We start from the raw sequence: 13,831 nt of genomic DNA, 5'->3' as shown, positions 1-13,831 counted from the left end.
CATGGAATCATTAAAATTATTGTGGATGTCGACAGGCTTAGCAAACTTTGAACTAGGCCAAGTTATTATGATGTTGGTTGGTTGTGGTTTGTTATACCTCGCTATTGCCCGTAACTTTGAGCCGTTATTGTTGGTTCCTATGGGCTTTGGTGCCATTTTAACAAACATTCCGGTTGCTGGTTTTTCTGAAGTCGGCGGTTTACTGCATTATATTTATTATGCAGGTATCGATACGGGAATATTTCCACTGCTGATCTTTATGGGCGTTGGGGCTATGACTGATTTTGGTGCCTTGATTGCTAATCCTAAAACCTTATTGCTAGGTGCTGCTGCTCAGTTTGGTATTTTTGCGACCTTATTTGGTGCCATTGCCTTAAATGCTATTCCTGGCTTTGAGTTTTCGCTTAAAGATGCTTCTGCAATCGCGATCATTGGTGGTGCTGACGGTCCAACAGCAATATTTTTAGCGTCGAAGTTAGCGCCTGAATTACTAGGTGCGATAGCGGTAGCGGCTTATTCTTATATGGCATTAGTACCGATTATTCAGCCACCTATTATGCGTGCGTTAACCACTGAAGATGAGCGAAAAATCGAAATGGCTCAACTGCGTCCAGTGACTCGCGTTGAAAAGATTATCTTTCCGCTGGCTGTATTGCTAATGACGATCTTTTTCTTACCGGCAGCAACGCCATTAGTTGGCATGTTCTGTTTAGGTAATTTGATGCGTGAGTGTGGTGTTGTCGATCGTTTAAGTGCTACAGCGCAAAACGAACTCATCAACATAGTGACGATTTTCTTAGGTTTAGGGGTTGGCTCTAAGTTGAGTGCTGATAAGTTTTTGAATGTGGAAACGTTAGGTATTTTAGCTTTGGGTGCTGTTGCTTTCTCTATTGGCACTGCTTCTGGCGTATTGATGGCGAAATTAATGAACCGTCTATCAAAAGAGAAAATTAACCCGCTTATTGGAGCCGCAGGTGTTTCTGCTGTACCTATGGCGGCACGTGTGGCCAATAAGGTAGGTTTAGAGGCGAACCCTCATAACTTCTTATTGATGCATGCTATGGGGCCAAATGTTGCTGGTGTGCTAGGCTCAGCAGTAGCTGCCGGTATTTTATTAGCGCTAGTTGGTTAAATATAACTTTGCATTTTGGCATCAATACCTCGACATAAAGCATCGAGGCATTGATGCCAACAAAGCGTTAACTCTTTTCTTTATCGGGCTGTAGGCCTTCATTTTTAGCATGATCAGCAGTTATTTCAGCTGCTCTTTCAAATAATTTTTGTTTTTCTTTGTTTAATTGTTCAAGCATCTCGGCCTTTTGATCTGCTGGAATAGTTTTATCGTTAATAATATCTTCCATCTTTTGATTTATCTCTTCAATTTCTTCTCGATCAATACCTGCACGTCTGTCTTGTATTGACTGATTAACTTTTTCCATAAAACTCATATTTTCATAAGTATTAAGGTCACCATATTTTAACGTATTCATTGTTTCTGAAGATGAAGTGGTGTGAGTGGGGGATATATTAGCAGCACGCTCTCTCGCTTCTATTGAAATACTAACTGTGTCGCTTGTTGTGGTTGATGGTGTGCTATGCTCTATTTTTTGCCCATTGTTATACTTTATCGTATTTATCGAAGAGTATGGGGAGTAGAGTGAGTTAATTTCCATTGTTGCCTCCCAGTTGATATACATTTGAACGAAGCACAAAGCGAGCCACCTGTGAGCTAGGTTAATATTCAATGGGTTAAGGTATTTTATGCGCAGTGCAATGGCTTTATTAAGGGGCTAACCTTTTTAAGTTGCTGAAGGGTGAATAGGCCGTGCTAAAGGCAATAAAAAACGGCAATATTTTGCCCATAAATTACAAAGAGCATCAATATTAGCCGTTTAAAAGCAATGATAGTTATGGTTGTAGTTTAAAGTTATCCCAACCGGAAGTTGACCTTTCAAAGCACACGCGATCATGTAATCGACTTGCTCGTCCTTGCCAAAACTCAATATAGTTTGGCTTTACTCGCCACCCTCCCCAAAACTCAGGTAAAGGCACTTCTTGGCCGGCAAACTTTTTAGTGTAGTATTCAACGTTATCAGCCAGCTCAGTTGCCGTTTGCACTTTATTGCTTTGCTTTGATGCCCAAGCGCCAATTTGGCTGCCTCTATCTCTACTATGGAAGTATTTCGCTGATTGTTCAGCGCTGACTTGCTCGACAAAACCTTCAATACGAATTTGGCGTTGTAGAACATTCCAATGAAATAACAAAGCAACTTTATCATTGTTACTTAGCTCGCGGCTTTTTCGGCTTGCGTAGTTGGTATAAAAGATAAAACCATCTTGATCAAACTCTTTCAACAGCACCATGCGGCAACTAGGTTGGCCATCATGGCCAACGCTACTAACCGACATTGCTTCAGGTAATAAAATACCTGATTTGTTGGCTTCATCAAACCAAAGTTTAAACAGCGTAAGCGGATCGGCATTTTCATCAATCGGCGGCAATGGTAAGGCAACGCCTTGACCAAAAGTAAATAAGCAGCGTAGTTTTTCAAATAAAGTCATAACGTCGATAATTAAGCAGCGTAAGTGTTACTGCAATGATATCAGTTTTATCTCGGAAACAAATATTTACTCGAAATATTTTCTTGAGGGCTTGCTGGTGCAGAGTACTAGCAAGTTAATTGGCGTCAGTAGAAGCGCTTAATAATTTGAATAGTGTAGGTAGTACGCATTGCGTTTTTATAATAAAAAAGTCAGCGCAGTGATATTATTGTGATAAATAATGTCACTGCGCTGACTTTTTCGATTGCCGTTTTAGATGAGTGCCTCGTTAGAAAACCTTAAGCTTGGCAGTGGATTGATTAAATATCCCAGTCATCGGAGTCGTCTAATAATTCTTTAAGGCGTTTCCTTTCTAATAAGTCATCAATGCGTTTTCTAACTTCACTGTTATGTGTTGCCTTTTCTCCTTTAGGCAAGTCTTTGTCATAACTTTCTTGGTCTGCCGGTGGCGGCAAGTCATCTGTTAAATCGTCGTTCATTTTTTATACCTACGGCTTTTACAATCGGTGTTGCAATTACAATAAATAGTGGTTAATAAAGCTATAATGCTAGCCAAGTGTCAATTCAAACGGTATTTCAGTGCCAATATTGCATGGTTTTTTTAATGCATGAAATCTTAAAAATAACTAACCTATAATTTTAGGGCATATACTGAAGACTAATGAATTGAACATAGGCAACTAACGGCGGATTTTCAACTAATTATTTTTTCATTTCAACAAAAATATGATGTTAAAAGCGCTAGATGTTGATTTTATATGCTGATTTTACCTCAGTGTAGATATTTAGCTTTGATTAGTGCTTTGATACACTGCCCATACTTGGTGGCAGCCAAAATACTTTTTAAGGTTAATAATTAATGTTGAAAGAAATGTTTGTCCAATGGCTTGAGCAACTAGCGCAATATACACAGCGTAAACGTTGGCGCAGTTTAGTTGTTTTAGTAGGAGATGAGCATTGGACAAAACAACATATTGATGCAAGTTTATCGATACTATTGACTCATTCATTCGAAAACCAACAACGCCAAGGTCTAATTTATGGTGATGCTGTTAATGGACATGAGCAGTTAACGCCGGTAAGTCGCAAAAACTATCGCCAACAATTAGGTACAGAACAAAACCTTGTCGTTTTCAATGCCAGACCTAACCTTAATGGTGAGAATAGCGATACGCAATGTGACTTTGATGTTGATGCCTTTGCTGCGCTTTCTGGCACTATAGTTGCCGGCGGTCTGCTGTTGTTGCTACTAACGCCAACACAAATTACCAGGCTTAATGAAAACCAGTCAGTAAACTCTTTTCTTCAGCGCTTTTTAAGACTGTTAACAAATGACCATGGTTATTTGATAAGCCAAAACACATTGTCGCTGCCGACATTACCGACTGTTCTGGCTATGCCAAAAAGCAAGGAATTAAGCGCTGATGAAGCTACCACGGCTTTGTCCTACGGTTGTGTTACCCAAGAGCAAGTATGCGCAGTCGACGCTATGTTAAAAGTGCTGCATGGCCATAGAGATAGACCTTTAGTGTTAACCGCTGACCGTGGTCGGGGTAAATCTTCAGCACTAGCGCTAGCCGCTTGTCAGATGTTAAAAAATGCTAACCAGCCTATTTGCATTATTATTACAGCAGCAAGCAAACAAGCATTAAAGGTGTTTTTTAATCAAGTTGCTGCTCATTTACCTGACGCGAAAATCCAAAGTACAAGCATTGAACATCGAAATGGCCGTATTGTTTTTTATCCTATCGATGCCATTTTAAAAGAGCGACCTGCTGCTAATATCATGATGGTTGATGAGGCGGCAGCATTACCTGTTTATCTTTTACAGCAATTACTTGAGCATTATCATCGATTAATTTTCGCCAGTACTATTCATGGTTACGAAGGTGCTGGGCGTGGCTTTAGCATTAAATTTCGTTTGGTTTTACAACGCTTAATGCCCAATTGGCGCAGTATGCATATTCATCAAGCCATCCGTTGGGCTGATGATGATCCACTCGAGCGGTTCGTTTTCAATAGTTGTTTACTTAATGCTAAGTTACCTAGTTATGACAGTAATTCAACGACTGTCAACGGCCTCACAGAGCGCCATAAACAGCCTTTTTTGAATTTTCAAGAAAACCTAGCCATTGAACCGGTAAGCAAAATACAATTGTTGCAGCATGAAGAACTTTTACAGCAAGTGTTTTCCGTGTTAGTAACAGCTCACTATCAAACCTCTCCAAGTGATGTAAAGCTATTACTTGATAATCCTGCAATATCATTATTTATTCTGAGGCGTGAAAACGATATTTTGGGTGTAGTTATGCTTATGCAAGAAGGGGGAGTAGGTAACCGTTTGGTTAAACTTGTCAGGGAAAACCAACGTCGTTTACGTGATCAATTTTTACCTCAGTCTTTGCTGACGCATTGTGGCATTAAAGAGAGCTTTAGTTATCGATATCAACGTGTCATGCGCATCGCTATACACCCTCAGTTTCAAGGCCAAGGCTTAGGTCAATATTTTTTGCAGGCAATTGAACAAAGTATCAGTAAGCAAGGTATAGACTTTATGGGGGCTAGTTTTGCCGGCAATGCGAGTTTGCTTAAATTTTGGCAAAAAGCAGGGTTTAATGTTGCACGTGTAGGCTTTAGTAAAGATAAAGCCAGTGGTGAGCACTCTTGTGTTGTGACAAAGGCACTCATGTTTGATGCGAAAGCAAAGCAAGCAATAATAAGCGCACGGTTTTATCAGCAATTTGACTATTGGTTAACTGATGAATTTCAGCATTTATCGGCAAAGTTTGTTTGGCAAGTACTGAACGCTAATACTGGCTTAAAAGAATTAGCGTTAAGTCATGAGCTGCAAGAAAGTGTTAACGACTTTGTTGCACAACAGCGACAATTTAGCAGTTGTGTATATGGCCTACACCAATGGCTCATAAGGCATTGCACTGAGCTATTTGATGTGAAGGTATTACCGTTAATTGCACGCATTTTGCAAAAGCATAGTGTTGAGCAAGTTTGCCAACAATATAACTTTAGCGGTAAAAAAGCGCTAAACCAGCACTTAATTGCCTATGTTGGAAAGTATCAAAGATAGCTTTTTACGCCGAGTTATAGCGCCATAACCAATAGTTTTTCATCTTATAATAGCTGCAATGGCTGTCAGCTATTTGCTCGAAATCGTCATGTTGAATAATAGCATTGATGCCAACGCATATTTTTGCCAGTAGTTGCTTGTTGCTTGATTGATTAAAGTTGGTAATAAAGCTCTCTAGCCAAGCCTCTAAGCAGTCAATTTCAATCATTGTTGGTTCAGTTGCCATGCTACATCTCCTTTGTTGCTACACTTGCACTTAAGTTCAACAGAGATTGCCATAGTGTAATACGGGCATTATTATCTAGGCATCGACAGTCATTCCCTGTTAATGCACCTGAAGTAATTAAGTGCGCTAATAAATCTGCAGATATTTCAACTTGGGCTCTGCCATTACATCCCTCATTTACTTGTCTAAATCCCATTATCATTCCTCATAAATGCTATCTCATTAAGACAATAGTTGAAAATACCAATAAATACAAATGATAATTATTATCATTTGTGAAATATCTGAATTCTGATATTAATATTACTCATCTACCGTTAGAATACTGCTCAGGTTTCGTAGAGGTGTGCCATGCAAGAAGTCATTCGTGTTGAAAACTTAACTAAGAGCTATAAAGACATTATCGCTGTTGATAACATCAATTTTGCTATTCAAAAAGGGCATTGTTTCGGTTTGTTAGGGCCTAATGGTGCGGGTAAAACGACCACTATAGAAATAATGGAAGGTATTATCAAAGCGACTAAGGGGGAGGTGTTTTATTACAATAAGCCTATTGATGAGTCGATGTCGCAGCAAATAGGTATTCAATTTCAACATACCGCTTTACAAGATTTTCTTACCGTGAAAGAAACGTTAAACCTATTTACTTCGTTTTATCAGCATACCGTACCACACCATGAACTTATTGAATTATGTGACTTGAGTGAGTTTTTAGATCGTGACAATCGTTTACTTTCAGGCGGACAACGTCAACGCCTATTGTTAGCGCTTGCGCTGATTAATGATCCCGATATTGTTTTTCTTGATGAGCCGACAACGGGCTTAGATCCTCAAGCCAGACGCAATTTTTGGCAACTCATTAAAAATATAAAAGCGCGTGATAAAACGGTTGTGTTAACGACGCATTATATGGATGAAGCACAACAATTGTGTGACGATGTGTTGATTATGGATCATGGGCAAATAATTGCTAGAGGCACGCCAAGACAATTGCTTAACCAACATTTTGATGAAGTATTCATTTATTTACCAGCAGAGCAAGTGCCAGATGAGTTATGTCAGCAAAACAACTGGCAAGTGCATGAGCAGCAAGTTGAAATAACCACAACCGATGTGGAAGCGACAATAACATTGTTACTTTCAGAGAAAATTTCGTTAACAGGTTTACATGTTAAATCACCCAATTTAGATGATTTATTTTTAAAGCTCACCGGCCATTCATTAAGGGACTAATCAGATGAACTTTTCACGTTTTTTTGCCGTAGTTAAAGCGCGTAACATTGAGTTTTTTCGTGATCGCTCATCATTAGGTTGGAACTTAGTGTTTCCTATTTTAATGCTGGTGGGCTTGTCGTTTGTTTTTTCTGGTGATGGTCGGGCGGTATACAAGGTTGGGGTGTTAAATCTAGCACAAAGCCAATCTGATTTTTTAGACACTAAGTATTTGAGTTTTATTGATTATCAAGAATCAGCGCTAGGAGAAGTAAAATTAGAACAGCATAGTATTGATTTACTAGTTGATTTTAATGCTCAGAAATATTGGGTTAATCAAGGTGCACCTAACAGTTATTTGGTCGAGAAAATTTTTCTTAATAGTCATAATAATTATCAGCGTATCGAAACTCAGGGTAGAAAAATCCGCTATGTTGATTGGGTTTTACCTGGCATTTTGGGGATGAATATGATGTTTAGCTGCTTGTTTGGTGTTGGTTATGTCATTGTTCGTTATCGTAAAAATGCAGTGTTGAAACGATTGAAGGCAACGCCATTATCGGCATTAGAATTTGTTTCTGCGCAATTAGTTTCGCGTTTATTTATTGTGATTTTTTTATCTTCAGTCGTTTATACCGGTTGTAATCTGTTTTTTGATTTTTATATGTTAGGTAGTTATTTTGATCTGCTAATTATCGCTGTATTAGGTGCCTTTAGTTTGATTACGTTAGGGCTTTTAGTGGCAAGTCGTAGTAAAAGTGAAGAGCTTATCGGCGGCTTATTAAATTTAAGCTCATGGCCTATGATGCTTTTATCGGGGGTCTGGTTTAGTCTAGAAGGCGCACCTGATATGGTAAAAGTCTTTGCTGACTTTTTACCATTAACTCACTTAGTAGCAGGCGCTCGTAAAATTATTACCGAAGGGGCAACATTGACTGATATCAGTTACCACGTAAGCGTATTGCTGGTGATGAGTGCGGTGTTTCTTACCTTAGGTGCTTATTTGTTTAGTTGGAATACTGAGCGTTAACCTGCGTCCAAATGGGCTAGTACAACTGTATGTTTTGGTCGTTATCAACGGGGGCAGGCTATTCTTTTGAATAAAAATAAAGACTTACTCAATGTTATCTTTGGCTTGAGCTTACTTGTGCTTTTTAGTGCCGATGTTAATGGCTATGTGAATGCTAAAACTGAGCCACTGCGGGTTAGTATTCCCAAAATGCCGGTTCATGCTGAGAATCATCATAAAGGTGTGCTGATTGACTTTGTTAAAGCACTGGCAAAAAAACTCGATCAAGATATTGATGTTCAGGTCGTGCCTTTTTCACGTTCAATTTATTATGTCAGCACTAGTAAGGTGGATTTTCACTTACCTTTTATTAAGCCGAGTGTCGACTTTTCATCGCAAAAACAGCCCAAAGCAGGCGAAGAAATAAAGTCTAATGTAAAGTCTCAGCAACATTTGCATAACTTTATTTACTCAGATGCGACGATTTTTCAGGTTAACTTTGTGCTGTATAGCCATGTCGATGCAAATATTGATCTCAATAATATTGATGATTATAAAATAGAGACAGATTCAGCACATTTACCCTTTTTAAAAAAGGTATCATTAGGTTCAAATTGCATTACTTGCAGCTTAAAGAAGGTTCAACACAAAATGACAGATGGCTATATTTTTGCAGACTCTTCGACAGATCCTTTGTTACAGAAAAATAACGCCTTACTGACATCAGTGAAGCGAGAGTTTTATCAGAAGTTCGCCGTTAAAATATTATTTCCTAATACTGACAAAGGCCGAAAACTTAATAAAAAAGTCAGTGCAGTAATTGAAGGTATGCGTTTAACAGGGGAGTTGAAAGAGTTACTGTCAACAGTCGACTTTCCTTACGGTGATTGGCCGTTACAGCGAAATTATTAACCAAGTGTCAAAGTTATAGCGAAGTAACCACCTTAACTTATCAACTCTCGATTGCGAAGCTCTTGATGAATGGCTTCTCGACAATGTAAGTAAATAACGCTAACACAGCGTAAGGTTTTTTATGTTATTAAAAATATCTGGAATTTTCTTTGTTTTACTCGCCTTTATTGGCGCGTTTTTACCATTGCTGCCTACCACACCTTTTTTATTAGTTGCCGCTGCATGTTTTGCTAAGTCATCACCGCGCATGCATAAAATGCTGTTAGCGAATAAAATGTTTGGCCCGCTTATTTATCATTGGGAGCAGTCTCGCAGTATTCCCAAAAGGGCTAAAATTATTGCCTTAAGTTCAATGTTTATAGCTGTATTGTGGTCATGTTATATTTTACCTGCACTATGGTTAAAGCTATTGGTCGTTGCTTTAGTGGCTTGGCCTGCGATTTTTGTTTGGCGTTTACCATTGAGTAATGGCAATCAAGATATGTCGAAAACCAAAACACCCGAATAATAAACGCAAACACCGTGCTTAATTAATGTTTTAAGCTAACGCTTTAGCTACTAGTCTCGCTAGATGAGGTGGCAAAGTTAGCGTTAAAGCAATTTCTTGACCTTGTGTTGACATTTTTCGCCAGGTTAATTGCACAATACGAATAATCTTATCTTCTTTGTGCTTTGCGGCGAACTCGTCAAAGTAATATTGTAAAAAAACTAAGCAAGCAACGTCTTCTAGTGTTTGGCTGTTATCATTTGACTTAAGTTTTTCTTTACGAATAATGGCGGCTGTGGTCTCAGCTGAGTCTTCACTATAGCCGTGTTCGAGCATGATTGCTTTGGCTGTTGCGGCATGAAAAATACCTAACTCTTTGCGCCAGGTTAAATAACCTTGTTTACCCGCAGGAAAATCAACTCGTTTTAACTGCCAACGTTTAACATGTTGTGCTCGCACGGCAATTTGTAAATGCTCATCAGCTTGTGGCCAATATTTTTCAAGACAGGCTGTCATGTAGCGACCGTACACTAGCTCTTTGGGTTGATTAACTCCGTCAACCAGTGTGGTGTTGAGATCTGCTTCATTGATGGTGTCGATGGCGTTTAAAACATTTTGCAATTGCGTCATAGTGATTGATTTTTATTTAGTAAGAAAAGTAAAAAGCCAGTTTACCCCGTTTTTCATTAGTTACAATAATACTTTACAGTAAAAATTCAGGGTTTTAATGAAAATTTGTGCAACTAGATGCTCGGATCATATTGTCGTTAACATGGCTTTTAAGTATAATACTTTCCCGTCCTACTAAATTCATTTGTTTACCAAAAATAAAATCAATTTAGTGCAAAATTTCTGTTTTTCCTGACTCTGGGTATCGCATGACAACTAGATATATTTTTGTTACTGGCGGCGTTGTATCGTCTCTTGGTAAAGGTATTGCTGCAGCATCGCTAGCGGCAATTCTCGAAGCACGTGGTTTGAAAGTTACCATGTTAAAGCTTGACCCATACATTAATGTTGATCCTGGGACAATGAGCCCAATTCAGCATGGTGAAGTTTTTGTTACTGAAGATGGTGCAGAGACAGATCTAGATTTAGGTCATTATGAACGTTTTATTCGTACCAAAATGACCAAACGTAATAACTTTACAACCGGCCGTATCTACCAAGATATCCTAGCGCGTGAGCGAAAAGGAGAATTCTTAGGTGCGACCATTCAGGTTATTCCTCATATTACAAATGACATTAAGCGTCGTGTGATTGAAGGTGCTGAAGGTTACGATATCGCTATGGTTGAAATTGGCGGTACAGTAGGTGATATTGAATCACAACCGTTCTTAGAAGCTATTCGTCAATTAGGCGTAGAGTTAGGCCGTGAACGTGCAATGTTTATGCACTTAACCTTAGTACCTTATATTGCTGCTGCAGGCGAAATCAAAACTAAACCAACACAACATTCTGTTAAAGAATTGCGCTCTATTGGTATTTTTCCTGATATTTTGGTTTGTCGTAGTGAGCGAGCTATTCCAGCTAATGAACGCGCTAAAATTTCATTATTTACTAATGTTGAAGCAAAAGCTGTTGTTTCAATGCGTGATGTTGACTCTATTTATAAAGTACCTGCACTACTTAAAGCACAAGGTACGGACGAATTAGTCGTAAAGCGTTTTGGCTTAGATGTGCCTGAAGCTGACTTAACTGATTGGGAGCAAGTACTTTATAAAGAAGCTAACCCTTCAGGTGAAGTTGTGATTGGTATGGTGGGTAAATACACAGAATTGCCTGATGCATATAAATCAGTAAATGAAGCGTTAAAGCATGCCGGTATTACTAATCAAGTTAAAGTTAGAATTCAGTATATTGATTCACAAGATGTTGAATCAAAAGGCGTTGAAGTGTTTAAAGAGCTTGATGCTATTTTAGTACCCGGTGGTTTTGGTGAACGTGGTGTTGAAGGTAAAATTTTAACCGCACAATATGCCCGTGAAAATAAGATACCTTATTTAGGTATCTGCCTAGGCATGCAAGTGGCATTAATTGAGTATGCGCGTAATGTTGCTGGTTTAGCTGATGCACACAGCACCGAATTTAACCCAGAAACACCACATCCAGTGGTTGGCCTGATCAATGAATGGCTAGATGAAGAAGGTAAAGTTGAATACCGTAATGCTGAGTCTGACTTAGGTGGCACTATGCGTCTAGGTTCACAATTGTGCCATATAGTGAAAGGTACCAAGGCTTATGACGTATATGGTAGTGAAACAATTTATGAAAGACACCGTCATCGTTTTGAGGTAAACAATAACTACCGCGAACAATTAAGCAAAGCAGGTTTAGTGTTCTCGGGATTATCTACGGATAAAAGCTTAGTTGAGGTGATTGAAAATCCAGATCATCCATGGTTTGTTGCCGGGCAGTTTCATCCTGAGTTTAATTCAACTCCGCGTGATGGCCACCCGCTTTTCACTGGCTTTATTGCTGCCGCTTTTGAACATCAAAAGCAGCAATCAAGTTAATTCGAACTAATCAAAACCGTAGCTTATTGCTGCGGTTTTGTTTTTAAAAGATAAGCAATTTTCATAGCTAAACATTGTAAAATTCATAGAAATTTAATTATTTAATTTATCATTTATAACCTGCCATGCGCAGTTAGTAAGGAATAGGGAACATAATGTCGAATATCAGTAAAATTATCGCTCGTGAAATCATGGATTCTCGTGGTAACCCAACGGTTGAAGCTGACGTATACTTAGCGTCAGGTGCTTGGGGGCGAGCAGCTGCTCCTTCTGGTGCTTCAACAGGCTCTCGCGAAGCACTAGAGCTGCGTGATGGTGATAAAGCACGTTATTTAGGTAAAGGTGTATTAAAAGCGGTTGCAGCTATAAACAATGACATTGCTAATGCGTTAAAAGGTAAAAATGCTTTAGAACAAGCAAACATTGATCAAATCATGATTGATTTGGATGGTACTGAAAATAAAGAAAAATTCGGTGCTAACGCTATTTTAGCGGTATCTTTAGCTAATGCTAAAGCCGCAGCAATGGAGAAGAAAGTACAACTTTTCGAACATATTGCAGACCTAAACGGCACGCCGGGCCAGTACTCTTTACCATTACCAATGATGAATATCATCAATGGTGGTGAGCATGCTGATAACAACGTTGATATTCAAGAATTTATGGTACAACCTGTTGGCGCAAAAAGCTTTAAAGAAGCGTTGCGTATGGGCGCAGAGATTTTCCATGCCTTGAAAAAAGTATTATCTTCAAAAGGCATGAGCACAGCGGTAGGTGATGAAGGTGGCTTTGCGCCAAACTTATCATCAAATGCAGAAGCATTAGCGGTGATCAAAGAAGCAACGGCCGCAGCAGGTTACGAATTAGGTAAAGATGTTACTTTAGCCCTTGATTGTGCTGCATCTGAATTCTACAACGCAGATGCTAATGACGGTAAAGGCATTTATGACCTTACTGGCGAAGGTAAGCAGTTTACGGCAAATGAGTTTTCAGACTTCTTAGCGAGTCTTTGTCAGCAATACCCAATTGTATCAATTGAAGATGGCTTAGATGAGTCAGATTGGGATGGTTTCAAATACCAAACCGATTTACTTGGCGATAAAGTGCAAATTGTTGGCGATGACTTATTCGTGACTAATACTAAAATTTTAGCGCGTGGTATTGAGCAAGGTATTGGTAACTCAATCTTAATTAAGTTCAATCAAATTGGTTCATTAACAGAAACCTTAGCAGCAATTAAAATGGCGAAAGACGCAGGCTTTACCGCTGTTATTTCTCACCGCAGTGGCGAAACTGAAGATTCAACTATTGCTGATTTAGCCGTTGGTACTGCGGCAGGTCAAATTAAAACTGGCTCACTATGTCGTAGCGACCGTGTTTCTAAATACAATCAATTATTACGTATTGAAGAATTTTTAGGTGACAAAGCTATCTTTAATGGCTTATCGGAAGTTAAAGGCCAATAATCACAAGCTTTAACAGTATTAGCGAGCGTTAAATTATTAAAAATCCAATATCAGTTAACTGATATTGGATTTTTTATGCACGCTATAAATGTATCCCCTTTAATTTCGTAGACTAATAAAGCTTTCATAAAATGCTTTAAAAGCTATTTAAACCCCATAATGCCAATGCTTGTCTGAACAGCAGTTGTTAGTGCTAACCTTGTTGATATCTTGTGAACGGTCATTTTTTAGCAGCCATGAGATTACTGATGTTATAAAACTTGGACTTCCCATAGTTTGCTAGACACCTAATGAGTTACATTGTAACTTCTAAAAAGAGGTGTTTTATGAGCAAAGGCAAACGGTATACCCAAGAA

The 13,831-nt window shown here is 38.8% G+C and carries 14 protein-coding genes; 8 read left to right on the top strand and 6 right to left on the bottom strand.

Annotated elements, in window-relative coordinates; genetic code table 11:
• Nucleotide 1 precedes the first annotated feature (1 nt).
• Nucleotides 2-1,132: a sodium ion-translocating decarboxylase subunit beta gene (locus B0169_RS08740; protein WP_077285601.1), complete on the top strand. Its 1,131-nt coding sequence runs from the start codon at nucleotides 2-4 to the stop codon at nucleotides 1,130-1,132.
• A gap of 67 nt (nucleotides 1,133-1,199) precedes the next feature.
• Here B0169_RS08740 and B0169_RS08735 read toward each other — a convergent pair whose 3' ends face one another.
• The 3 genes from B0169_RS08735 to B0169_RS08725 all read right to left on the bottom strand — a co-directional run bounded on the left by B0169_RS08735 (nucleotide 1,200) and on the right by B0169_RS08725 (nucleotide 3,041).
• Entirely contained in the window at nucleotides 1,200-1,673 is a 474-nt protein-coding gene (locus B0169_RS08735) for a hypothetical protein (protein WP_077285600.1), read from the bottom strand.
• Between the two features lie 235 nt (nucleotides 1,674-1,908).
• Complete coding sequence (gene pdxH, locus B0169_RS08730; RefSeq protein WP_077285599.1) at nucleotides 1,909-2,562, bottom strand: pyridoxamine 5'-phosphate oxidase; 654 nt, start codon at nucleotides 2,560-2,562, stop codon at nucleotides 1,909-1,911.
• 299 nt (nucleotides 2,563-2,861) lie between these two features.
• Nucleotides 2,862-3,041, bottom strand: coding sequence for a PA3496 family putative envelope integrity protein (locus B0169_RS08725; RefSeq protein ID WP_077285598.1), 180 nt, complete (start codon nucleotides 3,039-3,041; stop codon nucleotides 2,862-2,864).
• A gap of 380 nt (nucleotides 3,042-3,421) precedes the next feature.
• Between B0169_RS08725 and B0169_RS08720 the strand changes: the two genes are divergently transcribed.
• Nucleotides 3,422-5,647 carry a tRNA(Met) cytidine acetyltransferase TmcA gene (locus B0169_RS08720; RefSeq protein WP_077285597.1) on the top strand — a complete coding sequence of 742 codons (2,226 nt, stop codon included), beginning with the start codon at nucleotides 3,422-3,424 and terminating at the stop codon, nucleotides 5,645-5,647.
• 4 nt (nucleotides 5,648-5,651) lie between these two features.
• Here B0169_RS08720 and B0169_RS08715 read toward each other — a convergent pair whose 3' ends face one another.
• Both B0169_RS08715 and B0169_RS08710 read right to left on the bottom strand, forming a co-directional pair.
• Nucleotides 5,652-5,873, bottom strand: coding sequence for a hypothetical protein (locus B0169_RS08715; RefSeq protein ID WP_077285596.1), 222 nt, complete (start codon nucleotides 5,871-5,873; stop codon nucleotides 5,652-5,654).
• A 1-nt stretch (nucleotide 5,874) separates the two neighbouring features.
• The gene (locus B0169_RS08710; protein ID WP_077285595.1) at nucleotides 5,875-6,069 is read right to left on the bottom strand and encodes a hypothetical protein; all 195 of its coding nucleotides are present in this window, start codon (nucleotides 6,067-6,069) and stop codon (nucleotides 5,875-5,877) included.
• Between the two features lie 155 nt (nucleotides 6,070-6,224).
• On the opposite strand from B0169_RS08710, the gene B0169_RS08705 reads away from it, so the two are divergent.
• The 4 genes from B0169_RS08705 (at nucleotide 6,225) to B0169_RS08690 (ending at nucleotide 9,514) form a co-directional block, all read left to right on the top strand.
• The gene (locus B0169_RS08705) at nucleotides 6,225-7,106 is read left to right on the top strand and encodes an ABC transporter ATP-binding protein (RefSeq protein ID WP_077285594.1); all 882 of its coding nucleotides are present in this window, start codon (nucleotides 6,225-6,227) and stop codon (nucleotides 7,104-7,106) included.
• A gap of 4 nt (nucleotides 7,107-7,110) precedes the next feature.
• On the top strand, nucleotides 7,111-8,115 hold the full coding sequence (locus B0169_RS08700; protein ID WP_077285593.1) for an ABC transporter permease: 1,005 nt from the start codon (nucleotides 7,111-7,113) through the stop codon (nucleotides 8,113-8,115).
• 66 nt (nucleotides 8,116-8,181) lie between these two features.
• Complete coding sequence (locus tag B0169_RS08695) at nucleotides 8,182-9,006, top strand: hypothetical protein (RefSeq protein WP_077285592.1); 825 nt, start codon at nucleotides 8,182-8,184, stop codon at nucleotides 9,004-9,006.
• 121 nt (nucleotides 9,007-9,127) lie between these two features.
• A complete protein-coding gene (locus tag B0169_RS08690) occupies nucleotides 9,128-9,514 on the top strand; it encodes a YbaN family protein (RefSeq protein ID WP_077285591.1) in 387 nt (128 codons plus the stop codon).
• A 30-nt stretch (nucleotides 9,515-9,544) separates the two neighbouring features.
• Here the strand turns inward: B0169_RS08690 and B0169_RS08685 are convergent, their stop codons facing one another.
• Complete coding sequence (locus B0169_RS08685) at nucleotides 9,545-10,123, bottom strand: DUF4202 domain-containing protein (RefSeq protein ID WP_235838528.1); 579 nt, start codon at nucleotides 10,121-10,123, stop codon at nucleotides 9,545-9,547.
• Between the two features lie 248 nt (nucleotides 10,124-10,371).
• Between B0169_RS08685 and B0169_RS08680 the strand changes: the two genes are divergently transcribed.
• Both B0169_RS08680 and eno read left to right on the top strand, forming a co-directional pair.
• Complete coding sequence (locus tag B0169_RS08680; protein WP_077285589.1) at nucleotides 10,372-12,009, top strand: CTP synthase; 1,638 nt, start codon at nucleotides 10,372-10,374, stop codon at nucleotides 12,007-12,009.
• A 155-nt stretch (nucleotides 12,010-12,164) separates the two neighbouring features.
• Nucleotides 12,165-13,475 (top strand): phosphopyruvate hydratase, encoded by a 1,311-nt coding sequence (gene eno, locus B0169_RS08675; RefSeq protein ID WP_077285588.1) that lies wholly within the window; start codon nucleotides 12,165-12,167, stop codon nucleotides 13,473-13,475.
• Nucleotides 13,476-13,831 lie beyond the last annotated feature (356 nt).

This window comes from Cognaticolwellia aestuarii (assembly GCF_002000025.1).
GTDB lineage: Bacteria > Pseudomonadota > Gammaproteobacteria > Enterobacterales > Alteromonadaceae > Cognaticolwellia > Cognaticolwellia aestuarii.
The sequence above is the reverse complement of the archived record's forward strand: the minus strand, read 5'-3'. Positions and strand labels throughout refer to the sequence as shown.